The organism is Halolamina salina, assembly GCF_054653455.1.
This window is the reverse complement of sequence record NZ_BAAIGE010000002.1, coordinates 2,033,090-2,056,174: the sequence shown is the minus strand read 5'-3', so window position 1 is coordinate 2,056,174 and position 23,085 is coordinate 2,033,090. Positions and strand designations below refer to the sequence as shown.

Annotated in this window: 22 protein-coding genes; 15 read left to right on the top strand and 7 right to left on the bottom strand. The window is 69.2% G+C overall.

Going from position 1 to position 23,085, the window contains the following annotated elements:
• Positions 1 to 21: 21 nt before the first annotated feature.
• Together ACYQZ5_RS11000 and ACYQZ5_RS10995 are read right to left on the bottom strand one after the other, a co-directional pair.
• A complete protein-coding gene (locus ACYQZ5_RS11000) occupies positions 22 to 1,302 on the bottom strand; it encodes an MFS transporter (RefSeq protein ID WP_379732278.1) in 1,281 nt (426 codons plus the stop codon).
• 3 nt (positions 1,303 to 1,305) lie between these two features.
• Entirely contained in the window at positions 1,306 to 2,496 is a 1,191-nt protein-coding gene (locus tag ACYQZ5_RS10995; RefSeq protein ID WP_459846172.1) for an amidohydrolase, read from the bottom strand.
• 421 nt (positions 2,497 to 2,917) lie between these two features.
• Between ACYQZ5_RS10995 and ACYQZ5_RS10990 the strand changes: the two genes are divergently transcribed.
• From ACYQZ5_RS10990 to rnhB, 3 genes are all read left to right on the top strand, one after another.
• Positions 2,918 to 3,226, top strand: coding sequence for a hypothetical protein (locus ACYQZ5_RS10990; RefSeq protein ID WP_459846170.1), 309 nt, complete (start codon positions 2,918 to 2,920; stop codon positions 3,224 to 3,226).
• A gap of 138 nt (positions 3,227 to 3,364) precedes the next feature.
• Positions 3,365 to 4,648 carry a tRNA pseudouridine(54/55) synthase Pus10 gene (locus tag ACYQZ5_RS10985; protein WP_379732623.1) on the top strand — a complete coding sequence of 428 codons (1,284 nt, stop codon included), beginning with the start codon at positions 3,365 to 3,367 and terminating at the stop codon, positions 4,646 to 4,648.
• Complete coding sequence (rnhB, locus tag ACYQZ5_RS10980; protein WP_459846168.1) at positions 4,648 to 5,298, top strand: ribonuclease HII; 651 nt, start codon at positions 4,648 to 4,650, stop codon at positions 5,296 to 5,298. Before ACYQZ5_RS10985 ends, rnhB begins: the two co-directional genes overlap by 1 nt.
• Here rnhB and ACYQZ5_RS10975 read toward each other — a convergent pair.
• The 5 genes from ACYQZ5_RS10975 to secF form a co-directional block, all read right to left on the bottom strand.
• Positions 5,295 to 5,822, bottom strand: a complete 528-nt coding sequence (locus ACYQZ5_RS10975; RefSeq protein ID WP_379733067.1) for an NUDIX domain-containing protein — start codon at positions 5,820 to 5,822, stop codon at positions 5,295 to 5,297. The two genes, rnhB and ACYQZ5_RS10975, sit on opposite strands and share 4 nt — an antisense overlap.
• A gap of 87 nt (positions 5,823 to 5,909) precedes the next feature.
• Complete coding sequence (locus tag ACYQZ5_RS10970) at positions 5,910 to 6,314, bottom strand: methylated-DNA--[protein]-cysteine S-methyltransferase (RefSeq protein WP_379818118.1); 405 nt, start codon at positions 6,312 to 6,314, stop codon at positions 5,910 to 5,912.
• Positions 6,315 to 6,357: 43 nt separating this feature from the next.
• Positions 6,358 to 6,621 (bottom strand): hypothetical protein, encoded by a 264-nt coding sequence (locus ACYQZ5_RS10965; protein ID WP_379731005.1) that lies wholly within the window; start codon positions 6,619 to 6,621, stop codon positions 6,358 to 6,360.
• Positions 6,622 to 6,662: 41 nt separating this feature from the next.
• Complete coding sequence (locus tag ACYQZ5_RS10960; RefSeq protein ID WP_379731006.1) at positions 6,663 to 8,264, bottom strand: preprotein translocase subunit SecD; 1,602 nt, start codon at positions 8,262 to 8,264, stop codon at positions 6,663 to 6,665.
• Positions 8,264 to 9,133, bottom strand: coding sequence for a protein translocase subunit SecF (gene secF, locus ACYQZ5_RS10955; protein WP_379731007.1), 870 nt, complete (start codon positions 9,131 to 9,133; stop codon positions 8,264 to 8,266). The genes ACYQZ5_RS10960 and secF overlap by 1 nt, the downstream gene beginning before the upstream one ends.
• Before the next feature lie 163 nt (positions 9,134 to 9,296).
• On the opposite strand from secF, the gene ACYQZ5_RS10950 reads away from it, so the two are divergent.
• From ACYQZ5_RS10950 to cgi121, 12 genes are all read left to right on the top strand, one after another.
• The gene (locus ACYQZ5_RS10950) at positions 9,297 to 9,965 is read left to right on the top strand and encodes an NfeD family protein (protein WP_379731008.1); all 669 of its coding nucleotides are present in this window, start codon (positions 9,297 to 9,299) and stop codon (positions 9,963 to 9,965) included.
• A gap of 73 nt (positions 9,966 to 10,038) precedes the next feature.
• On the top strand, positions 10,039 to 11,175 hold the full coding sequence (locus ACYQZ5_RS10945) for an SPFH domain-containing protein (protein ID WP_379731009.1): 1,137 nt from the start codon (positions 10,039 to 10,041) through the stop codon (positions 11,173 to 11,175).
• An 80-nt stretch (positions 11,176 to 11,255) separates the two neighbouring features.
• Complete coding sequence (locus ACYQZ5_RS10940; protein WP_379731010.1) at positions 11,256 to 12,401, top strand: thiamine ABC transporter substrate-binding protein; 1,146 nt, start codon at positions 11,256 to 11,258, stop codon at positions 12,399 to 12,401.
• A 1-nt stretch (position 12,402) separates the two neighbouring features.
• On the top strand, positions 12,403 to 14,178 hold the full coding sequence (locus tag ACYQZ5_RS10935) for an ABC transporter permease (protein ID WP_379818117.1): 1,776 nt from the start codon (positions 12,403 to 12,405) through the stop codon (positions 14,176 to 14,178).
• Positions 14,179 to 15,228 (top strand): ABC transporter ATP-binding protein, encoded by a 1,050-nt coding sequence (locus tag ACYQZ5_RS10930; RefSeq protein WP_379731012.1) that lies wholly within the window; start codon positions 14,179 to 14,181, stop codon positions 15,226 to 15,228.
• Between the two features lie 38 nt (positions 15,229 to 15,266).
• Positions 15,267 to 16,034 (top strand): SAM hydrolase/SAM-dependent halogenase family protein, encoded by a 768-nt coding sequence (locus tag ACYQZ5_RS10925; protein WP_459846162.1) that lies wholly within the window; start codon positions 15,267 to 15,269, stop codon positions 16,032 to 16,034.
• 61 nt (positions 16,035 to 16,095) lie between these two features.
• Positions 16,096 to 18,021: an ABC transporter ATP-binding protein gene (locus ACYQZ5_RS10920; protein WP_379730950.1), complete on the top strand. Its 1,926-nt coding sequence runs from the start codon at positions 16,096 to 16,098 to the stop codon at positions 18,019 to 18,021.
• A gap of 39 nt (positions 18,022 to 18,060) precedes the next feature.
• Entirely contained in the window at positions 18,061 to 18,348 is a 288-nt protein-coding gene (locus ACYQZ5_RS10915; protein ID WP_379730951.1) for a GYD domain-containing protein, read from the top strand.
• 59 nt (positions 18,349 to 18,407) lie between these two features.
• Positions 18,408 to 18,644, top strand: coding sequence for a hypothetical protein (locus ACYQZ5_RS10910; protein WP_379730952.1), 237 nt, complete (start codon positions 18,408 to 18,410; stop codon positions 18,642 to 18,644).
• Positions 18,645 to 18,689: 45 nt separating this feature from the next.
• Positions 18,690 to 20,090 carry an amidohydrolase gene (locus tag ACYQZ5_RS10905; protein ID WP_379730953.1) on the top strand — a complete coding sequence of 467 codons (1,401 nt, stop codon included), beginning with the start codon at positions 18,690 to 18,692 and terminating at the stop codon, positions 20,088 to 20,090.
• Positions 20,091 to 20,162: 72 nt separating this feature from the next.
• A complete protein-coding gene (locus tag ACYQZ5_RS10900; protein ID WP_379730954.1) occupies positions 20,163 to 22,559 on the top strand; it encodes an ATP-dependent DNA helicase in 2,397 nt (798 codons plus the stop codon).
• Positions 22,559 to 23,062: a KEOPS complex subunit Cgi121 gene (gene cgi121, locus ACYQZ5_RS10895; RefSeq protein WP_379730955.1), complete on the top strand. Its 504-nt coding sequence runs from the start codon at positions 22,559 to 22,561 to the stop codon at positions 23,060 to 23,062. Before ACYQZ5_RS10900 ends, cgi121 begins: the two co-directional genes overlap by 1 nt.
• The last annotated feature ends 23 nt before the right edge of the window (positions 23,063 to 23,085 follow it).

The window sequence follows — 23,085 nt, the reverse complement described above, 5'->3', positions numbered from 1 at the left end:
GAGGCACGCCGCGGCCCGCTCTCAGTCGTCCGGGACGACCTCGGGCGAGCGAAGCGGTTCGGGATCGCCGTCCAGCGTCGCGAGCACCATCATCGCCGTCAGCACGGCGAGGCCGGCACAGATCAGGTACTCCATCCCGACGCCGATAGTGGAGGCCAGTGGGAGCGCGATCAGCGGCCCGATCGTCGACCCCATGTCGCCGAACACGTTGTAGACGCCGCCGAGTTTCCCCACGTCCTCGCCAGGCGCGATGTCGCCGAGGTACGCCATCAGCGGCGGCCCCGTCCCGCCGACGCCGACGCCGATCATCGCGACGCCGACGACGATTCCCGCCACCGTGGGGACGAACACGAGCAGCGCGAACCCGGCGGCGAGCAGACCCAACGCGGGGATCACGGTGTAGGTCCGCGAGGAGAGCCTGTCCGAGAGGCGGCCGACGAACAGCGTCGTCACCGACATCGCGAGCACGGAGACCGCCATCACCACGCCGCTGACGCCGGTGCCGGCCAGCGAGCCGAGCGAGACGCCGTACTCGTTGGTGTACAGCACGACCGTCGAGAGCAGGACCCCGGCGTAGAGAAAGCGCACCGAGAGGTTGGTGGCGCCGATCCCCAGCACGCGCGCGTCGGCACGCACGACCGCCGGGAGGTCACGCAGGCGGGTCGTCGCCGTCGCGCTCCCCTCGACGTTCGGGAGGACGACGAAGGCGACGACGGCCGCGAACAGGCCGGTGGCGCCGGCCGCCGCGAACGCCTCGCCGTAGCCGTAAACGTCGGTCAGGACACCGCCGAGGATCAGGCCCATCGGGAAGCCGAGGCTCTGTCCGCCGCGCATGTACCCTACCCACTTCCCGCGGTTCTCCGCGGTCGTGACGTGGGTGACGGTAGTGAACGCGCCGACGAACACGAACGCCGAGCCGATACCCCAGCAGGCCCGCGAGAGGAAGAAGATCGCCGCGCTGGAGAGAGGAACCGGGCCGGGGTCGAGCGCCAGCACGTAGCCGAACGGCACCAGCCCCTGGACGAACAGGCCGGCGAGCATCGGCTTCCGGGTGCCGACGCTGTCGAGCACCTGCCCCGCCGGCGTCGCCATCAGGAGCCGCGTGAAGCGGTTGATCGAGAGGATCGTCCCCACTACGAACGAGGAGATGCCGAGCACCGTCCCCAGCGTGGGCAGCGTCGGGAACGCGACGCCGCCCCCGACGCCCCCGAAGAACACGCCGCCGATCACCGCCCCGACGACGACCGGGACGCTCGGATCGTCGTCGTCGATCGCCGGCGCGGAGAGCGTGGGGAGCTGCACGCGTTACCAGGCGTACTCCTCCCGGGGGTCGGTCGCGTCGGCCGCGCGGTCGAACACGTGCTCGCCGTCGACGAACACGTGCTGGGTGCGCGTATCGACGCGCCAGAACTCGCCGTCCCAGACCGCCACGTCGGCGTCGGTGCCCGGCTCGAGCGTGCCGACGCGGTCCTCGATGCCGAGGATCTCCGCGGCGTTCGTGGTCACGGCATCGAGTGCGGCCTCGGGCGGGAACCCCTCGCGGACGGCCAGCCCGACACAGACGTCGAGATGCTGCTGGGGCAGGATCGGCGCGTCGGTCTGGATCGCGACCTTCACGCCGGCGTCGTGGAGGATTCCCGGCGTCTCGAAAGTGATGTTGCGGAGCTCGTACTTCGAGGCGGAGGAGAACGAGGGGCCGACGACCGCGGGCACGTCGCGCTCGACGAACGCCTCGGCCATGGTGTGGCCCTCGGTCGCGTGCTCGATCGAGAGGTCGTCGATGCCGAACTCGTCGGCGATCCGGAACACGGTCCGGATGTCGTCGGCGCGGTGGGCGTGGACCCGCAGCGGGAGGTCGCCCGTGAGCACGCGGGCGAGGTTCTCCATCCCGATGTCGCGCTCGAACGCCTCGTCCTCGTCGGTCTTCTCTTTGCGGTCGAGGTAGTCCTCGGCCGCGGTGAACTGCTCGCGGAGCGTGGCGGCGACGCCCGGCCGGGTGGAAGGCTGGCGCCCTTCCTGCTCGCCGTGGAACCGCTTCGGGTTCTCGCCCATCGCGGCCTTCATCCCGTCCTCCTTGATGAGCATCTCGTCGGCCTGATCGCCGTAGGTCTTCATCGAGACGATCACGCCGCCGATGACGTTGCCCGACCCCATCCGGCTGGAGACGCTGGTGACGCCGTTCTGGAAGGCGTGTTTGAGCTCCTCGTCCCGGGGGTGGAACCCGTCGAGCGCGTTCACGTGGGGCGTCGTCGCCGACGTGCCCTCGTTGAAGTCGCTGTCCTCGGGCTCGGCCCACTCCGCCATCCCGGCGTGGGAGTGGGCGTCGACCAGCCCGGGCGTGACGTGGGCGCCGTCGACGTCGATCTCCTCGGCGTCGGCAGGCACGTCGACCGCGTAGCCCACGTCGGCGATCTTCCCGTCCTCGATCAGCACGTCGCCCTCGATCGTCCCGCGCTCGGTCTGGGTGTGGACGATCCCGTTGCGGATGACTCGCATACTCCCGAGTCGCTGCGGGGGGACAAATGGTTTCGGTTCGTAGCAGTCCGTGCCGGACGATCCGCCTCCTTCTCGACTCCCCTCCCTATGCGACACCGTCACAGGGGCGGAGTAGAATTAAGTAGGAAGCCGATAGAGGGTTTCACAGGTCGAACGATGCGCCTCCCGACATCCCCATCCAAGCTCACAGCGTCCAATAGCTGTGAGTCTGGGTCTACCGGAGCGGACCGGTTCGGGTATGTCGGGATTATCGCACTCGTACGCCCGCAGGTTCGGTCCGGTCGGCTCGCAGCGTGAATCGGTTCACGGCGGCCCGGTCGGTGCGAACCTGCACTCTCCTGGAGCCGTCTGTTCACGTTGTGGGCCAACTCCCACGGGAGCTGGTCCCCCCAGCACGTTCGAGTCGTGGTGGGAGCGTGCGATGAGCACCAAAAGCTCCGAGGGGTCGGCGGTTCGCCGCCAGCCCGTCGGCGTGGCCTGTACAGTGAGCGTCCCACGGAACGCGGCCGGCGACCTCGAAGCCGGCGTGCGCGACCGCCTCAGCGGCGCCGACGGCGTCGACGCCGTCGAGACGGTTGACCTCGAAGGCATCCGGCCGGGGCTGAACGACCTGACGGTCACCGTCTCGGCCTCGCTGCTGGTCGACGACGCCGGCGACGCCGGCGCGCGGTTGGAGGAACGGTTCGGCGTCAGCGACGTCGAGGTGGAGTTGCGAACCGGGCCTCCCTAGCAGTTACGGCAGTCGCGGCGCGCGATCGTGACGGTCACCGCGCCGTTCGTCGGCCTCCCTCTTCTCCGCTGTGTCCCGGCCCTCCAGCCCCGTCGGGGAAGGGCAAGGTAGTTACCCGTTCCGCCCCCGACTCCGCCCATGAGCGTACTGGAGGACGCCCGCGCGGTCGACGCCGTCGGCGGGGTCTGTGACGCCTGTCTGGGCCGGGTCTTCGCCGACCGAAGCTTCGGCCTCACCAACCGCGAACGGGGGCGGGCGCTGCGGACCGCTATCGGTCTCGAGGACGACGAGGAGCCGGCGTCCGTCGACGCGGCGGACTGCTGGGTCTGTGAGGGCTACTGCGACGCGTTCGACGAGTGGGCCGAGCGCGCCGCCAGTAAGGTCGAGGACGTGGAGTTCGAGAGCTATCAGGTGGGCACTCGCCCGCCCGCGCTGATCGAAGAGAACGAGCGAATGCTCCGGGAGGACGCCGGTCTCGACGCCGACGCGGGCGAGCGGTTCAAGAGCGAGTTCAATCGCGAGGTGGGCAAACGCGTCGGCCGGCTCACCGACACCGAGGTCGACTTCGAGCGCCCCGACGTGCAGTTCCTGCTCGATCTCGCCGAAGACGAGGTGACAGCGGAGATCAACTCCGCGTTCGTCTACGGCCGCTACCGGAAGCTGGAGCGCGGCATCCCGCAGACGAAGTGGCCCTGCTCTGCCTGCAACGGCAGCGGCCGGCAGGGTCGGGAGCCCTGCGAGGAGTGTGACGGCTCGGGCTACCGCTACCCCGAGAGCGTCGAACAGCTCACCGCGCCCGTCGTCGAGGACGTGATGGACGGCGTCGGCGCGACGTTCCACGGCGCGGGCCGTGAGGACGTCGACGCCCGGATGCTCGGCACCGGCCGGCCGTTCGTGATCGAGATCGAGGAGCCCCGCCGCCGCACGGTCGACACCGACCGCCTGCAGCAGGACATCAACGCCTTCGCGGAGGGGAAAGTCGAGGTCGAGGGGCTGCGACTCGCGACCCACGACATGGTCGAGCGCGTCAAGCGCCACGACGCCTCGAAACGCTACAGCGCGCAGGTCCGTTTCGACGAGCCAGTCGACGCCGAGTCGTTCGCCGACGCGCTCGCCGAACTCGACGGCGCGACGATCGAACAGGAGACGCCGAACCGCGTCGACCACCGGCGCGCGAGCAAGGTCCGGACCCGCGACGTGTACGAGATCGAGGGCGAGCTCGAGGGAAGCAGGACCGCGACCGTCGAGGTCCACGGCGCAGGCGGGCTCTACATCAAGGAGCTGATCTCGAGCGACGAGGGGCGCACGACGCCCTCGCTCGCGGGGCTGCTCGGCGTCGGCGCCGAGGTGACGGCGCTGGACGTGCTCCGGGTCGACGGCGAGGACGAGCCGTTCGAGCACTCGGCGTACTTCCGGGACTGATGGTCGTCGGCGCCGACGAGGCGGGCAAGGGACCCGCGCTGGGACCGATGGTCGCCGGCGCGGTTAGGGCCGCCCCCGAGGATCTTCCCTCAGGACTGGCGGACTCGAAGGAACTCACCGCGACGCGCCGCGAGGAGCTGGCCGCCGAACTCCGCGACAATCCCGATATCGCTGTCGCCGCGGCGGCGATCCCGCCCGAACGGATCGACGCACCCGACACCGACATGAACGGCCTCGGCGTCGCCGCACAGGCGGAGGCGGTGGCGGCGGTCGCGGAAGCGGGCGACGACGTGCTCGCCGACGCCGCCGACACCGACGAAGCGCGGTTCGGCCGACGGCTCCGGGATGCGGTCGCCGAAACCGGGACCGAGGTCGACGTGACTGCCGAACACGGCGCCGACGAGACGCACGCGATCGTCTCGGCCGCGAGCGTCGTCGCGAAGGTCGAACGCGACCGCCGGATGGCCGAAATCGACGAGCGGTACGACCGCGAGGTCGGCAGCGGCTACCCGTCGGACCCGACGACGCGGGCGTTCCTCGCGGGGCACGTCGAGGAACACGGGGAACTGCCCGCCTGTGCGCGGGCGACGTGGGCGACCTGCGAGGACGCGCTCGCGGCCGCCGAGCAGTCCGGGCTGAGCGACTTCTAGTCCTCGAAGACGAGCGAGAGCCGCTGCCGGTCGATTTCGCGAGTGTTCTCGGTGTCCGCGTACATCTCTTTGGGCGTCCAGAACCGCAGGTCGCTCGCTTCCTCACCCGGCTCCAGTTCGCCGCGCGCGTCGTCGTAGTCGAGCAGGTAGGTGAGCATGTAGTAGTGGTAGCCGAGGTGGGTGCTGTGCGGCGCCGCGAGCAGCGTGAGGTCCGCGGGATCGGCCCGTATCCCCGTCTCCTCCTCGAGTTCGCGGACTGCGCCAGCCCGCGGCGCCTCGTCGTACTCGGGGTGGCCGCCAGGGAGCGTCCACTCCCCCCCGGTCGCCCACTCGCTGTCGCGGTCGGCCTGCTGCATCAGCAACACGGCGTCGCCGTCGCGGACGAACACTCCCGCGGAGGGAACCGCGTTCCGGTAGAACGCCCGGTCACACGCCGCGCAGTAGGGGCGCTCCCGACCGTGGACGAGTCGCTCGGTCAGCTCCGCGCCGCACTGGTGGCAGAACTCGGGATTGACGGCGACCATGGTACACGCTCGAGTGCCCAGTCGTGTAGAGGTTGTTACCTCTCGAACGATCGTGAACGACGGCACGACTCGCCCGGCGCACGCGGCTCACTCGAACCGGTCCAGCGTCTCGCCGCGCTCGAACGCCAGCAGCCGCCGCTTCGCGTCGACGCCGCCCGCGGCGGAGAAGCCACCGCTGTCGTCGACGCCGACCACGCGGTGACAGGGGACGACGATCGGGAGCGGGTTCGCGCCGCAGGCCTGTCCCACCGCGACGGCACCGGAGTCGAGTTCGGCGGCCAGATCGCCGTACGTGCGCGTCTCGCCGTAGGGGATCGCGGCCATCGCGCGCATCACGTCGCCGAGGTGGCCGCCGGGGTAGTCGACGGTCAGGTCGAACGCCTCGCGCTCGCCGGCGGCGTACGCGGCGAGTTGGCGGCGGATCTCGGCCTCCGCCTCGGCGACGCGGTCGGTGTCGAGTTCGTAGGCGTCACCGTGGATCTCGACTCGCATCCTCCGGAAGGAGCGGTCCGGCGGGCAAAAGCTCCTCGGTCGGTCAGTTGAACGGCGGGAGTTCCCACGCGTACGCGCCGAGCACGAGCAGCGCGCCGACCCACAGCAGGAATACGATCGTTATCGGGACGTTGAACACCAGCAGCACGCCGGCGAGCGCGGGGAGCGCGAAGAAGCCGAACAGCAGGCCGCCGCCGACCTGACGCAGCGCCCGGACCGCGCCGCGGATCTCCTCGCGGACCGCCCGCCGGATCGCGGCCTCGGTCTCGGGGTCGAGATCGTCGGCGTCGCCGTTCGTGGAGGACATATCTCCCGGTTCGGCGGAGCCGAAGAAAAGCGTTTGCCCGCTCAGTGCTCGCCGGTCAGCAGCGAGCGCAGGATGTCGCCGTAGGCGGGCCTGGTGACCAGCACGCCGACCAGCACGCCGAGGATCGTGAAGATCGCGAACCCGCGGAGCTGACCGAGCGAGAGCACCGCCAGCGGCGAGAGCGCGACGATCGTCGTCGCGGCCGCGGCGCCGATCACCCAGAACGCCTTGCGGAAGCGGCTCTGGAACACCCGCCGGCTGTTCACCTCGCCCTCGCTCATCACCTCGTCGGCGATGATGATCAGGTCGTCCACCCCGGTCCCGATCGCGGCGACGAAGCCGGCGATCACCGAGAGGTCGATCGGGTAGCCCAGCGCCGCGGCGGCGCCCATCAGGATGACGACCTCCGACAGCGCGGTGACGATCATCGGCCCCGCCACCTCGACCCGACGGTAGCGTGCGAACACGACGCCGCTGACCGCCAACACCGCCGCGATCCCGGCGATCAGCGAGTCAGTCTTGAACCGGTCGGACTGCGAGGGGTCGACGTACAGCATCGAGTCCGAGTCCAGATCGAGCTGAGTCGGCAGCGCGCCGGCGCGGAGGTTGATCGCGACCTCCTGTGCGGTCGAGAGGTTCCGCGTCGTCAGCCGGAACCGCGGGTTGTCGGCCCACTCGCCGGTCCGCATCGGCTGGGCCAGCCCGGACTCGACGCCGAAGGAGTTCAACACCTGCTGGTCCTGCACGACCAAGATACAGGGCTCGGTTCCGTTGGGGTTCTCCTCGTACGTACACCGAGTGCCGCCCTCCTGTGCGAGGCCGGTGTCGACGAACCCCTGCTGGACCTCTTGGGCGCTCTCCTCGGCGACGACAACGCTGACCTCGGCGCCGGTGTTCTCCCCGGGGAGCCGGCGAGCGTTACCGACCTGCCGGAGGTCCTCGGCGTCCATCACGGTGGTCCGGACGTACGCCCCGCTCTCGTTCTGGTGGTACGCCTGGATCAGTACCTGCCCGCGGGACTCGATCAAGTCACGCACGGCGGTCTGGTTGGCGTTGGGCACCTCGACGACGATCACGTCGCCGCCGACGGTGCTGACGGTGCCGCCGGAGAGTCCGGCCTCGTTGACCTTCTGCCGGAGGACGGTGACCGCGGTCGACTGCGTCACGTCGGACACCCGGTTGTACGTGTTTTCGGGCGCGTAGCCCGCCGCGGTCAGTGCGCTCTCGAGTTGGGCCGCGGTGACGTTCGTGGTCCGGACCTCGACCACGGTCGTCCGTTGGGTGATGTCGCCGTACTCGCCGGGGTAGCGGACCGCGATGTCCTCCGTACTGGCGTTCTCGAGCCCGTCGGCGACCTGCTGGCGGACTGTCGAGGTGTCGGTGCCGTTCGGGATGTCCACCCCGGTCGCGTGCACACCCACGAGCGGCGCCTGGATCCGGGTGCCGCCGGAGAGCTCGATCCCGTACTGGAGGTTGGTGATCCCGCCGCTCTCGGCGGCAGCGCCGTCCTCGCCGCCGGCGGCGCTACTGGGCGCGAGCGTCGGGGAGAACAGCGCGAACACGCTCGCGAGCACGATGAGGACCAGCAGCACGACCCGCCAGTTCGACTTGATGCTGGCCCACGTTCCGCCCTCGTCGGCCATCAGCGGTTCACCCCCTCGAACTTCCACCAGCGAAGCAGCGACATGTTGAGCATGTAGGTGTTCAGCAGGTCCGTCGCCAGCCCGAAGACGAGGATCAGCCCGATCGAGGAGAGCAGGCCGATCCCGAAGGCGGTCGCGACGATGGTCATCACGAGCATCGCGGCGATGGAGGTCAGCGTCATCGTGATCCCGGTCTCCATCGCGCGGTAGGCCGACTCGTAGAACCCACCCTGCCGGCGGAGGACGTGGTTGTTGAGCAGGATGTCGGAGTCGACGGAGTACCCGATGATCATCAGCAGCGCGGCGACGGAGCCGAGCGTGAGCGGGATGCCGAGGACGTTCATCAGCGCCACCGGGACGACGATGTCCGAGAACGCCGACAGGACGACGGCGATGCTCGGGACGAACGTCCGGAACATCGCGAACACCAGCACGCTCATCCCCGCGAACGCGATGGCGATGCCGCCGATCGCTTGGACCTGTGCCTCGCTCCCGAACGTCGGCGAGGTGCCGTCGACCGACTGCACGTCGAAGCCGGCGTCCAACGCCTGTTGCTCCAACCGCGCGCTGTCCGTTTCGGGACCGTAGGTCACGATGAAGCGGTTACTGTTCGCCACCGGCTGGATGTTGGACGGGTCGGGACCGATCTCCTCGCGGATCTGTTGCTGTGGGTTCTCGCCGTCGACGGTCAGTCTGATCTCGGTGCCGCCGGTGAACTCCACCCCGAGATCGGCGGGCGCCCCGGTCGTCGCCCAGACGCCGCCGATGATCAGGAGGGCCACCAACAGTACCGCGAGCGGAACCGCCACCAACTGCCGGTTCGAGTAGTCGGCGTAGTCCACCTCCGGGAGCCCGAAGGGGAGATCCACACCGGGCACTCACCTCACCTCCCGGACGAACTGATTCATACGGCCGAGTCCCCACGCGTGCCGAATAAGCCTTCTCTTACCGATCGCCGCCGGACGGCTTCGCTGACCGACGACCCCCGGACGGAGCCAACGTTGATACGTGGCGGGGTCCATACGCAGCACGATGCTGCTCCAGTCCGGGCTGCTCGGCCCAGAGACGCTTCCCCTGCTGCTGGTCGCGGCGGGGATCGCGCTGTCGATCGCGGAGGCGCTGGCGCCGGGGGCACACTTCGTCGTCGTCGGCGTCTCGCTGCTCGGGGCGGGGCTGGTCGGCCTGCTGCTCGGCCCCGTCGCGACGCCGTTCGTGCTCGCCGGCCTCGTCCTGCTGTTCGGGATCGTCACGCTGTACGGCTACCGCGAACTGGACATCTACGGCGGGAAGGGACAGGCCCAGACCAGTTCCTCCAGCGACCTGAAGGGCCAGACCGCCCGCGTCACCTCGCGTGTCACCCCCAGCGAGGGCGAGGTCAAGATCGAGAACGGCGGCTTCAACCCATACTACTCCGCCCGCACCATCGAGGGGGAGATCCCCGAGGGCGAGGAGGTGATGGTGATCGACCCCGGCGGCGGCAACGTCGTCACCGTCGAGTCGCTGGGCGCCGTCGAGGGGAGCCTCGACCGCGAACTCGAACGCGCTCGCGCGGAGAACGCCCAGGAGGCGGCTGACGACGGGGAGACGGACGATCCGGCCGAGGACGACGCGACGACTGACGACGCGCCGACCGACTCCGGCTGGACCGGCCGGCCGGACTCGACGGACGCCGACGAGGAGCGCGAAACCGAGACGAACTGAGCGATCGCGTCGGCGGCCCGTCTCGGTTTTTTCGCGGGAAACTATTAAGCCACCAACACCCCAACCCCGGGGTATGGTTATCGCACCCCTCCAGGCGGGCGCCGTCACTGGCGTCGTCGGCTTGCTGTTTCTCTTCGTCGTCGTCGCCGCGGTCTGGCAGGCCGTGGAGATCGTCGACGCGACCGAGAAGAAAGCCCTCACCGTGTTCGGCGAGTACCGCAAGCTGCTCGAACCGGGGATCAACTTCATCCCCCCGTTCGTCTCCCAGACCCACGCGTTCGACATGCGGACGCAGACGCTCGACGTGCCCCGACAGGAGGCGATCACCCGGGACAACTCCCCGGTCACCGCCGACGCCGTGGTGTACATCAAGGTGATGGACGCCCGGAAGGCGTACCTCGAAGTGGACGACTACAAGACCGCCGTCTCCAACCTTGCCCAGACCACCCTCCGTGCGGTGCTGGGCGACATGGAGCTCGACGACACGCTCAACAAGCGACAGGAGATCAACGCCCGGATCCGGAAGGAACTGGACGAGCCTACCGACGAGTGGGGGATCCGCGTCGAGTCCGTCGAGGTCCGCGAGGTCAACCCCTCGAAGGACGTCCAGCAGGCGATGGAGCAGCAGACCTCCGCCGAGCGCCGCCGCCGCGCCATGATTCTCGAAGCGCAGGGGGAGCGACGCTCCGCCGTCGAGGAGGCCGAGGGGGAGAAGCAGTCCAACATCATCCGCGCACAGGGGGAGAAGCAGTCCCAGATCCTCGAGGCGCAGGGTGACGCCATCTCCACCGTACTCCGCGCGAAGTCCGCCGAGTCGATGGGCGAGCGGGCGATCATCGACAAGGGAATGGAGACGCTGGAGAATATCGGGCAGGGCGACTCCTCGACGTTCATCATGCCCCAGGAGCTTACCTCGCTGGTGGGTCGCTACGGCCAGCACCTGACCGGCAGCGACACCAAGACCAAGGAGAGCCTGAACTCGCTCGACTTCGACGACGAGACCCGCGAGATGCTCGGCCTCGACGACATCGAGGACATCCTCGGTCAGATCGACGAGGCCGCCGAGCTCGACACCGACGCGATGGAGGAGGAGGCCGAGAAGATCATGTCCGGCGACACCGAGCCCGACATCCAGTCGGCCGACGACGTGGTCGCCGACGCCGACGAGGAGATCCCCGACGCCGAGGTCGAGACCGAGGAGTCCGGCTGAGCGGCGGATCACTCCCACGAATCGGCAATCCTCTCATAATTTCCAATGGTTATATATCGTCCGGATAGAAACGGGTGGACATGAAGCGACGTAGCTATCTCCGAACTGCCGGCGTCGGCGCGGCGGCGCTGTTGGCTGGCTGTTCCGCCGAACCGGTGGATACCGAGACCGACCCCGCGACTGACACGAGCACCGATACGGCGACCGGAACGTCGGTCGGCACGACCGAGGGGACGCCGACGCTGCGAGTCGGCACGTACACCTCGTTCATCGACGCGCCCAGCACCAGCCCCGGCGAGTGGGTCAAAGAGCAGTTCGAGGCCGAACACGACGCCACCCTCGAGTGGTTCGCCCCCGACGGCGGCATCGACTACTTCCTGCAGCGTCGCAACCAGGGCGTCACCGTCGACACCGACCTGTTCGCCGGCCTCACGCCGGAGAACATGGTCCGGGCCGACGACAACCTCGAGGACGGGGACTCGCTGTTCGACGCGGTGGACCCGAGCGCCATCTCGAACGCGGATCACATCGTCGACGACTACCAGTTCGACCCCCAGGGGCGGGCGTTCCCCATGGGGGCGGCGTACATCAGCCTGGTGTACAACCAGAACATGCTCGACGAGCGCGGCGTGAGCGGTCCCGAGACGTTCGAGGACCTCACGACCGACGACTACAGCGACGCGCTGCTGATCCCGAACCCACAGAACAGCGAGACCGGGCTGGAGTTCCTGTTCTGGACGATCAACGAGTACGGCGAGGACGGCTACCTCGACTACTGGCAGCGCCTCCTCGACAACGGCGCGCGCATCCTCGAAGGCTGGGGCGCCGCCTACGGCGCCTACAGCGAGGGCGAGGCGCCGGCGGTGGTCTCCTACTCGACGGACCAGGTGTTCGCCGATATGTCCGGCGCCGACATGGCGGAACACCAGATCGGCTTCCTCAACGGCGAGGGGTACGCCTACCTCGAAGCGATGGCGCGGTTCTCGGACACCGACCGGCCGGAACTGGCCGAGTCGTTCATGTCGTTCATGCTCCGGCCCGAGATTCAGGCCGAGGTCGCCCAGCGCAACGTCGCGCTGCCGGCCGTCGACAACGCGGAACTCCCCGAGAGCTTCGACGAGCTGACGCCGGAACCCGAGACGGTGGTCTCGTTCGACTACGATCGACTCTCCGGCAACGTGGACACGTGGCTGGACGAGTGGTCCCGACAGGTCGCATCACAGTAGCGTGACGGTCCTCCGCGAACGGTTCGAGGCCGCCGCCCTCCCGCTGGCCGCGGTCGCCACGCTCGCGCTGCTGACGCTGCTGTTCTACTACCCGGTGGGGCGAGTGCTCTCCGAAGCCGTGCTGCGCGAGGGACGGCTCACGGTCGAGCCACTGGTGGCTGTGCTCACGGACCCCTTTTTCTTCGGCGTGCTCGCACAGGCCGCCGAGAACCCGTCGGTGCTCTGGACCGCCTTCGAACCCCACCGAATCGGGCCTATCGTGGTTCCGTTCCCGGACTACCGGCTGGGGCTGTTCGGGTTCACTGCATATCAGGCGCTGCTGTCGACGCTCGCAAGCGTCGCGCTCGGGTTGCCGGGCGCGTACGTGCTCGCACGCTTCGAGTTCCCCGGGCGGAAGACGGTGCGCTCGCTGACCGCGGTGCCGTTCGTGATGCCGTCGATCATGGTCGCGATCGGCTTCATCGCGACGTTCGGCGCGAACGGGTTCGTCAACGACGCGCTGGCCGCACTGGGACTCCCCCGGATCGAACTGCTGTACACGCTGCCGATCATCGTCCTCGCCCACGCGTTCTACGACGCGCCGCTGGTGGCCCGTGTGACGGCGACGGCGTGGGAGAGCGTCGACGCCGGCACCGCCGAGACCGCCCGGAGCCTCGGTGCCTCGCCGCGACGGGCGTTCCTCGACGTGGTGCTGCCCCAACTGCTGCCGGCGATCCTCACGGGTGCGCTGCTGACGTTCATCTTCTCGTTCATGTCCTTCGCCATCGTGCTCGCGCTGGGCGGCCTCTCGCTGGCGACCGTCGAGGTGTGGGTGTACCACAAGGTGTCCCAACTCGACTACGCCACCGCGTCGGCGCTCGCGACGCTCGAGATGCTGTTCTCGCTCGTGTTGACGTACGCCTACCTCCGGTACGAGGCACGCCAGCGCGCCGAGAGCGCCGCCCGGCCGGCGCCCCGGAAGCAGTTGATCGGGCGACTCGACCTCGACCGGCTGGTCGTCTGGGCGTACGTCGCCGTCGCGCTGCTCGTGTTCGTCACGCCGATGGCGAGCATGATCGTCGAGAGCGTCACCGGCCCGAACGGGTTCACGCTCGACTACTATCGCTTCCTCGTCGACCGGCAGGCGACTGCGGCGTCGTTCCAGATCAAGCCGCTGACCGCAGTCCAGAACTCGCTGCTCTACGGGGTCGCGAGCCTCGTGATCGCCGTCCCCATGGGCGTGTTGCTGGCGGTCGTCTCGACCCGTGACGTGCCGGGCAGCAAGCTGGTCGACACGCTGTCGATGGCGCCCTTTGCCGTCTCGGGGGTCGTCGTCGGCCTCGGCCTGCTCCGCGGGCTGGTGTTCGGCACGAGCGCGTTCGGCTACCGCTTCACCGTCACCGGCGCCGTCGCGGTCGTCGCCGCCCACGCCGTCGGCGCGTACCCGTTCGTCACTCGGAACGTCGCCCCGCTTCTGGCCACGATCGACCGCTCGGTCGTCGAGTCCGCCCGAACGCTCGGCGCCTCGCGGTTCCGGGTGCTGCTCGACATCGAACTCCCGCAGGTGTTCGTCGGCGTCGTCGCGGGCGCGGCCTTCGCGTTCGCCATCAGCATCGGGGAGTTCGATTCGACGGTGATTTTGGCCAGCGGGAGTTCGGCCTACACCATGCCGGTCGCCATCGAACGCTTCCTCGGTCGACGGCTCGGCCCCGCGACGGCGATGGGCTGTGTCCTCCTGTTCGTCACCGCCGTCAGCTTCCTCGTCATCGACCGCCTCGGCGAAGGGAGGGGGATGTAGATGGTGGCCATCGACCTCGACTCGGTGCGGAAAGCGTTCGACGACGCCGTCGCGCTGGAGGACGTCTCCCTCTCCGTCGAGGAGGGGGAGTTCTTCACGCTGGTCGGCCCCTCGGGCTGTGGGAAGACGACGACGCTCCGGACGATCGCGGGGCTCTCCTCGCCCACCGACGGGACGGTCCGCTTCGACGGCGAGGACGTGAGCGACACGCCCGTCGAGGACCGCAACGTCGGCGTCGTGTTCCAGAGCTACGCGCTGTTCCCGCACATGACCGTCGCGGAGAACGTCCGCTACGGCCTGCGATTCACCGACCCGCCGCGCGGCCTCACCGCCGACGAGCGCGTGGAGGAACTGCTCGAACTGGTCGACCTCCCGGAGATGGGCGACCGCGACCCGGACGAACTCTCCGGCGGACAGCAGCAGCGGGTCGCGCTCGCCCGGGCGCTCGCCCCCGAGCCGGACGTGCTGCTGCTCGACGAGCCGATGAGCGCGCTCGACGCCCGGCTGCGCGAGCAGCTCCGCCGCGAGATCAAGCGCATCCAGCGCGAACTCGGCGTCACGACCGTCTACGTCACCCACGATCAGGAGGAGGCGCTGGCGGTGTCGGACCGCCTCGCGGTGATGCACGACGGCGGCGTCGAACAGGTCGGCACGCCCGTCGAGGTGTACGAACAGCCCGCGACGGAGTTCGTCGCCTCGTTCGTCGGCGAGAACAACGTGTTCTCCGGCGTCGTCGTCGGCCGCGACGGCGACGAACTGGCGATCGAGATCGACGAGAAGGCGCCCGCGGACCACCAGTTCCACGTCGTCGACCCCGCCGACCACGCCGTCGGCGACCACGTGACGTTCTGTGTCCGCCCGACCCACCTCGACCCCGACGCCAGCCACAACCGCTTCCGGATGGCGCTCGGCGCCGCGGAGTATCTCGGCGGCACCACCCGGCTCTACGGCGAGTGGGCCGGCCGGGAGATGGTGCTCAGACTCCCCGAACCGCCCGCAGACGACACCCTCACGGTCGGGTTCGACCCGGCCGCGGCGACGATCCTCTGAACCGATAGTTTCAGACCACGCCCGCACGATCCAGCAGTATGATCACGCTCGCATCCGACTTCGGCACACCCTACCCCGCAGCGATGAAAGGCGTCATCCTCCGGCAGTCCGACGCCCGACTGGTCGATATCGCACACGACTTCCCTCGACAGGACGTGCGCGCGGCGGCGTTCTGGCTCCGGGAAGTGCTGCCCGAGTTCCCCCCGGCGACCCACCTCGTCGTCGTCGACCCCGGCGTCGGCACCGACCGCGCCGCCGTCGTCGTCGAAGTCGGCGACCACCGGATCGTCGCGCCGGACAACGGTGTCGCGCTCCCGGCGGCCCGACGGCTGGCCGACCGCGCGGACGGGGCGCCCGAGATCCGGGTGTACGACGTGGCGTACGACGACGACACGACCGCGAGCAACACGTTCCACGGCCGGGACGTGTTCGCGCCCGCCGCCGCGCGAGTCCACGAGGCTGAGGCGGTCACGGATGCCGACCGGATCGTCCCGACCGACGAGTGGGTCGATCTCGCGTTCCCGGATCCCGAAATCGGGGACGACGGCGCGACCGGCGAGGTGTTGGTCGTCGACGACTTCGGGAACACGATCACCAACGTTCCCGGACGCGTCCTCGACGGCCGCTCGTCGGTGACGGTGAACGGCGAGTCCGCGCCCGTGCGGGACGCCTACGCCGAGATGGAGCCGGGCGAACGCCTCGTCACTGTCGGCAGCCACGGCAACGTCGAGTTCGCGGTCAATCAGGGCCGCGGCGACGACGCGTTCGGCCTCGCGGCCGGCGACGACGTGTCGATCGACTGGTGAGAACCCCACGCGGGTCGCCGGCACCGGACAGTTTTCACCCCGTGAGACGGAGTAACGGGACGTGCCACCGGACGAGGACGACGAGTTCGCGGAGCTGCGGGCCGAGGAGGGGAACGCGATCCTCCGGCTGTTTCTGGAGTACGGCCGCGAGCGCCTGCTGACGTTCGTCGGCGGCGCCGTCGCGGCGGTCGTCCAGATGCTGATGGCGCTCGTCCCGTCGTTCGTGCTCGCGATCGCGATCGACTCGCTGTTTTTCGACACCCGGGCGTTCTCGCTGCCGCTCGTTCCCGGCGCGTGGATCCCGGGCAACGAGGGGGCGCAGTTCCTGCTCGCCGGCGGGCTGGTCGCCACCTCCTACGCGCTGAGTTCGATCTTCAGTTGGGCGAACAACTACCTCTGGAACAGTTTCTCCCAACAGTTCCAGCACTCGGTGCGCGTGGACACGTACGACGCGCTCCAGCGACAGGGCGTCGAGTTCTTCGACAACCGCCAGACGGGCGAGGTGATGAGCATCCTGAACAACGACGTGAACCAACTCGAGGGGTTCCTGACGAACAACCTCAACAGCCTCATCACCATCGTCGTCCGCGTCGGCGGGATGGGCGCGGTGATGCTGCTGATCAACTGGCGGCTGGCGCTGATCCCCGTCGCCGCCATCCCCGCGCTGGGCTATCTGAGCTACTGGTTCGTGGAGACGATCCACCCGAAGTACCAGGAGGTGCGCTCGGCGGTCGGGAAGCTCAACAGCCGGCTGGAGAACAACATCGGCGGCATCGAGACGCTGAAGTCGTTCACCACCGAGCCGTTCGAGACCGACCGCGTGCGGGACTCCTCGCGGGAGTATCTCGACGCTCAGTGGGACGCGATCACCACCCGGATCAAGTTCTTCCCCAGCCTGCAGGCAACGACCGCCGCCGCCTACGTCTCGGTGTTCTTCGTCGGCGGCTGGTGGGTCGTGACGGGGACGCCGCCCCACCCCTTCTTCTCCGGCGGCGACCCGACCGCGACGCTCACCGCCGGGACGCTCGTGCTGTTCCTGAACTACTCCCGGCGGTTCGTCTACCCGATGCGCCAGATGGGCCAGATCATCAACGGCTACCAGTACGCCGAGGCCGCGGGCGAGCGGATCGTCGGCCTGCTCGACGACGACACCCGAGTCAGCGCCGAGAGCGACGGAACCGAACTCGAGGCGGTGGACGGCCGCGTCGAGTTCGACGACGTGAACTTCGCCTACCGCGACGAGGACGGCGAGGCCGAGGAGACGGTGCTTCGGGGGATCAGCTTCGAGGCCGATCCCGGCGACTACGTCGGCCTCGTCGGCCCAACGGGCGCCGGCAAGTCGACGACGATGAAGCTCCTGTTGCGGTTCTACGACCCCGACTCGGGGACGATCACGCTCGACGGCCACGACCTCGCGGATCTCGACCTCCGGAGCCTCCGCGAACACGTCGGCTACGTGAGTCAGGAGCCGTACCTGTTCTACGGCACCGTCGCCGAGAACATCGCCTACGGCGTCCCCGACCACGACGAGGCGGCGATGCACGAGGCCGCCGAGAAGGCCGGTGCCCACGAGTTCGTCGCCGACCTCGAGGACGGCTACGACACGATGGTGGGCGAGCGCGGCGTGAAGCTCTCCGGCGGCCAGCGCCAGCGCATCGCGCTCGCCCGGACGATCCTCCGGGACCCGGACGTGCTCGTGCTCGACGAGGCGACCAGCCACGTGGACAACGAGACCGAGGCGGTGATCCAGAACAGCCTCGAGACGCTGACCGAGGACCGGACCGTGTTCGCGATCGCCCACCGCCTTTCCACGGTGCGGGACGCCGACCAGATCCTCGTGATGGACGACGGCGAGATCGTCGAGCAGGGCACCCACGGCGAACTGATCGACGGCGACGGGCTGTACGCGAACCTCTGGCACGTCCAGGTCGGCGAGATGGAGGCGCTGCCCCAGCAGTTCGTCGAGCGAAGCCTCGGGGCGGAGTAGCCCGAACCTTTTCGGTGGGAGGCGCCAAATCGAGAAATTATGGGTACGTACATGGCGCTGGTCGACGTGACCGACGAGACCGTCCAGAACGTGCAGGACCTCGCGACCGTCTGGGGCGACCTCACCGGTGACATCGAGACGCTGGGCGGGGAGCTTGTCGACGCCTACGCGATCCTCGGCGAGCACGACTACCTCGTCATCTTCGAGGCCGACGGCCGCGACGAGGCGTTCCAGACCTCGGTGTCGATCGAACGCTACGGTCTCGACACGCAGACCATGGAGCTCATCCCGGTCGACGATCTCGGCGAGCTCGTTCAGGACATCTGAGCCGGAACCCAGCGACGACGGCGAGTAGTCTTTTCACTCACGCGCTCCACCCGGCACACATGCAGCACTTCACACAGGAGCACGCGAACATGCCCGTCGTGGACGCGCGGGGCGAACGACTCGGCCGCGTCGCCGGCGTCCAAGACGGCGAGGCCCGCCTCGAGCCCGAGACCGGCGTGGAGTCCCGGATGGACGCGGCGGCCTCGCCCGACGAGGACGCGCTGGCGATCGACGCCGAGCAGGTCGTCGAGGTCACCGACGACTACGTTCGGATCGAACTCGGCGACGAGGAGTAGCGACCCGAAGGAACGTTTTTCGCGTTACGCCGACACTGCACGGCCGTGAGTAAACAGGCCCTGTTCGACGACATCGACGACGACGCCGACCGCCTGACCGGTCTCGCCGAACAGCTCTGGGCGAACCCCGAACTCTCCCTGCAAGAACATGACTCCGCGGCCGCCCTCCAAGACGCGCTCCGCGAGGAGGGGTTCACCGTTGAGTCCGACGTCGCCGGTATCGACACCGCGTTCGTCGCACGCTACGGCGACGACGACCCCGTCGTGGGCACGATGGGTGAGTTCGACGCGCTGCCGGGGATGAGTCAGGCGGCGACAGCCGAGCGCGAACCGATCGAGGCGGGCGCGCCCGGCCATGGCTGCGGGCACAACCTCTTCGGCGTCGGCAGCCTCGCGGGCGCGATCGCGGTCAAGCGCGCGATCGAGCGCGGCGACTGCGAGGGGTCGGTCGTCTACTTCGGCACGCCCGCCGAGGAGGTCGGCGCCGGCAAGGTGTACATGATTCAGGCCGGCGCGTTCGAGGATGTCGACGCCGTGATCACGTGGCACCCCGACTGGTACAACGCGCCCAACGAGTGCTCCACGCTCGCGATGGACGCCTTCGACGTGCAGTTCACGGGGGAGAGCGCCCACGCCGCCAAGTCGCCGGAAGCCGGCCGGAGCGCGCTCGACGGCGTCCAACTGCTCGGCACCGGGATCGAGTACATGCGCGAGCACGTCCCGGACCCGGTCCGTATCCACTACGTCGTCACCGAGGGCGGGGAGGCGGCCAACGTCGTCCCGGAGGAGGCGGCGATGGAGGTGATGGTCCGCGCGCCCGACCGTGCGGCCGTCGAGCGCGTGTCCGATCGCGTGCGCGACGCCGCCGAGGGCGCGGCGCTGATGTCCGGGACCGACGCCGACGTGACCCAGACGACCGGGATGTACGGCGTCCTCCCCAACGGCACGCTCGCGGACTCGATCCGCGAGAACATGGACGCCGCCGAGTTCCCCCTTTCCGACGAACAGGCGTCGTTCGCGGCCGACCTGAAAGCGACGCTCGACGATCCTTCGTACGAGTCTGTCCCACCGGAACACCGCGACGAGGCCACCGAGTCGGCGATGTTTACCGACCCAATCGACGCGCCCGACGCGGGGGAGACCGCCGCCTACTCCACCGACTCCGGGGACGTGTCGTGGAACGCTCCCCTCGGGCGGTTCCGCGCGGCGACGTGGCCCGCGGGGACGCCGCTGCACTCGTGGCAGGCCGTCGCGGCCGGGAAGGATCTCGGCACCGCGGGGATGCTGTTCGCGGGGAAGGTCGTCGCTGGCTCGCTGTACGACCTGTTGACCGACGAGGAACTGCTCGCCGAAGCCCGCGCGGAGTACGAACACCGCAAGGGCGACCGCGAGTACGAGTCGCCGCTGCCGTCCGACGCCGACCCGTACGAGCTGGCCGAGCGGTGAGACGGGGGGCCGCCGCCCGCGGCCCGCCCGGGACCCGACAACTTAACCCCGAGAGCGGGCAACTCTCACCTAATGAAGCCGACGGAGCTGTCGGGACTCCCCGACGGCGTCGCAGACCACCTCGAGGGCGAGGGCATCGAGGAGCTCTACCCGCCACAGGCCGAGGCCGTCGAGCGCGGCGTGACCGACGGCGAGAACGTCGTCGCCGCGGTGCCGACCGCCTCCGGCAAGACGTTGATCGCTGAACTCGCGATGCTGTCGGCGGTCGAACGCGGCGGCACCGCGCTGTACATCGTCCCGCTGCGCGCGCTGGCCAGCGAGAAGAAGACCGAGTTCGAGCGCTGGGAGGAGTACGGAATCGACGTGGGCGTCTCGACGGGCAACTACGAATCCGACGGCGAGTGGCTGGGCTCGCGGGACATCATCGTCGCCACCAGCGAGAAGGTCGACTCGCTCGTCAGAAACGGCGCGCCGTGGATCGACGACCTCTCCTGTGTCGTCAGCGACGAGGTCCACCTCGTCGACGACCGCGAGCGCGGCCCCACGCTCGAGGTCACGCTCGCGAAGCTCCGGCGCATCAACGCGAACCTCCAGACGGTCGCGCTGTCGGCGACGGTCGGCAACGCCGGCGAGATCGCCGACTGGCTCGACGCCGAACTCGTCGACTCCGACTGGCGCCCGATCGACCTGAAGACGGGCGTCCACTTCGGGAACGCCATCAACTTCGCCGACGGCTCCCAGCGCGAGGTCCCCGTCGACAGCGGCGGCAAGCAGACGCCCGCGCTCGTCGACGATACGCTCGACGAGGGCGGTTCGAGTCTGGTGTTCGTCAACTCCCGGCGGAACGCCGAGTCCGCGGCCAGCCGACTCGGCGGCGTCACGAGCGACCATCTCACCGACGAGGAGCGCGGCGAACTCCGCGAACTCGCGACGGCGATCCGGGATGTCTCCGACACCGCGACCAGCGACGACCTCGCGGAGTGTGTCGCGAAGGGCGCGGCGTTCCACCACGCCGGCCTCTCGAGCGAACACCGCGACCTCGTTGAGGGCGCGTTCCGCGACCGGCTGATCAAGGTGATCGCGGCGACGCCGACACTCGCCGCCGGCGTGAACACGCCCTCCCGCCGGGTGATCGTCCGGGACTGGCGACGCTACGACCCGGAGTTCGGCGGCATGAAGCCGCTTGACACGCTCGAAGTCCACCAGATGATGGGCCGGGCGGGCCGGCCCGGACTCGACCCCTACGGCGAGGCGGTGCTGCTCGCGTCGAACAACGACACGAAGGAGGAGCTGTTCGACCGCTACGTCCACGGCGAGCCCGAGCCGGTACGCTCGAAGCTCGCCGCGGAGCCGGCGCTGCGAACCCACCTGCTCGCGACCGTCGCGTCCGGCTTCGCGAACACGCGCGAGGAGCTGCTCTCGTTCCTCGACAACACGCTGTACGCCGTCCAGAGCGCCGGCAGCGCCCAGTTGGAGTCGGTGACGGACACGGTGCTCGACTACCTCGCGGCCAACGAGTTCGTCGAGCGCGAGGACGGGACGATCACCGCGACCGAGATCGGGCACACCGTCTCGCGGCTCTACCTCGACCCGATGAGTGCCGCGGAGATAATCGATGGCCTGCGCGACGCCGAGGGCGGCCGTTCGGGCGGCCAGTACGGCTCTCGCGGTGCCATGGACGCCGGCGACGCCGACGAGTCGGCCGGGTTCGTCTCCGGGAACGAACTGCTCGACGACGACCCGCTGGCCGACACCGACAGTGAGGCGGGAGACGAACCGGACGACCAACTGACTGACGACGCCGACGACGTCTCCGCGCTCGGCCTCTACCACCTCGTCTCCCGCACGCCGGACATGTACCAGCTCTACCTGAAGTCCGGCGACCGCGAGGAGTACGAGGAGGTGCTGTTCGAGCGCGAGACGGAACTGCTCGGGCGCACGCCGTCGGAGTACGACGACGTGGCGTTCGAGGAGTGGCTCGCCGCGCTCAAAACTGCCAGAATGCTCGAAGATTGGGCCAGCGAGGTCGACGAGGGCCGTATCGCGGAGCGCTACGGGATCGGCCCGGGCGACATCCGCGGCAAGGTCGACACCGCGGAGTGGCTGCTCAACGCCGCCGAGCGGCTGGCGGGCGAACTCGATCTCTCGAACGTGGTCGCTGTCCGGGAGGCGAAGAAGCGCGTCGAGGACGGCGTCCGGGAGGAGCTACTCGACCTCACGGGCGTCCGCGGGGTCGGCCGCAAGCGCGCGCGGCGGCTGTTCGAGGCCGGCATCGAGTCCCGCGCGGATCTCCGCGATGCCGACAAGTCGGTCGTGCTTGGCGCGCTCCGCGGGACGAAGACCGCGGAGACGATCCTCGAGAACGTCGGCCGCGAGGACCCGTCGATGGACGGCGTGACCGCCGACGCCGACGCGGAACGTGCCGGCCGCGAGGAGGAGGGCGGGCAGGCCTCGCTGGGTGATTTCTGATGCGGCTGCTCGACGGCACGGCGACGGTCGACGACCTCGACACGTTCCTCGCGACACTGGACGACGTGGCCGAAGCGACCGGAACGACCGTGCAGGCGTTCGACGCCGACTACGTCGTCTCCGCGGAGCACCTCGAACGGGCGCTCGACCGCGCCGACCGAGCGATCGCCCGCGGGGAGAACGTCGCCCGGGAGCGTGCGGTCGAGGTACTCTGCTACGCGGCGGGGCGCCGACAGATCAACCGCGCGCTGGAAATGGGGGTCTCGGAGGGCGAGAACCGCGTGATCGTGCTCGTGGACTCGCCGGCGGGCGACGACGAGGCGGAGGCCGCGGCCGTCGAACGACTCCGCGACCACGTCGAGGAAGCGCCGGTACTGGGGGCGTACGACGAGGGGACCGTTCGCGCGTTCTTCGACGTCTCCGACGCCGAAATCAGCGCCGTCGACGGCGACCTCGCGGATCTCGTGCTCGAACGCGTCGCGCTGCTGGACGTGGAGAAGTAATCTCGTAGCACGCTGTCTCCGGC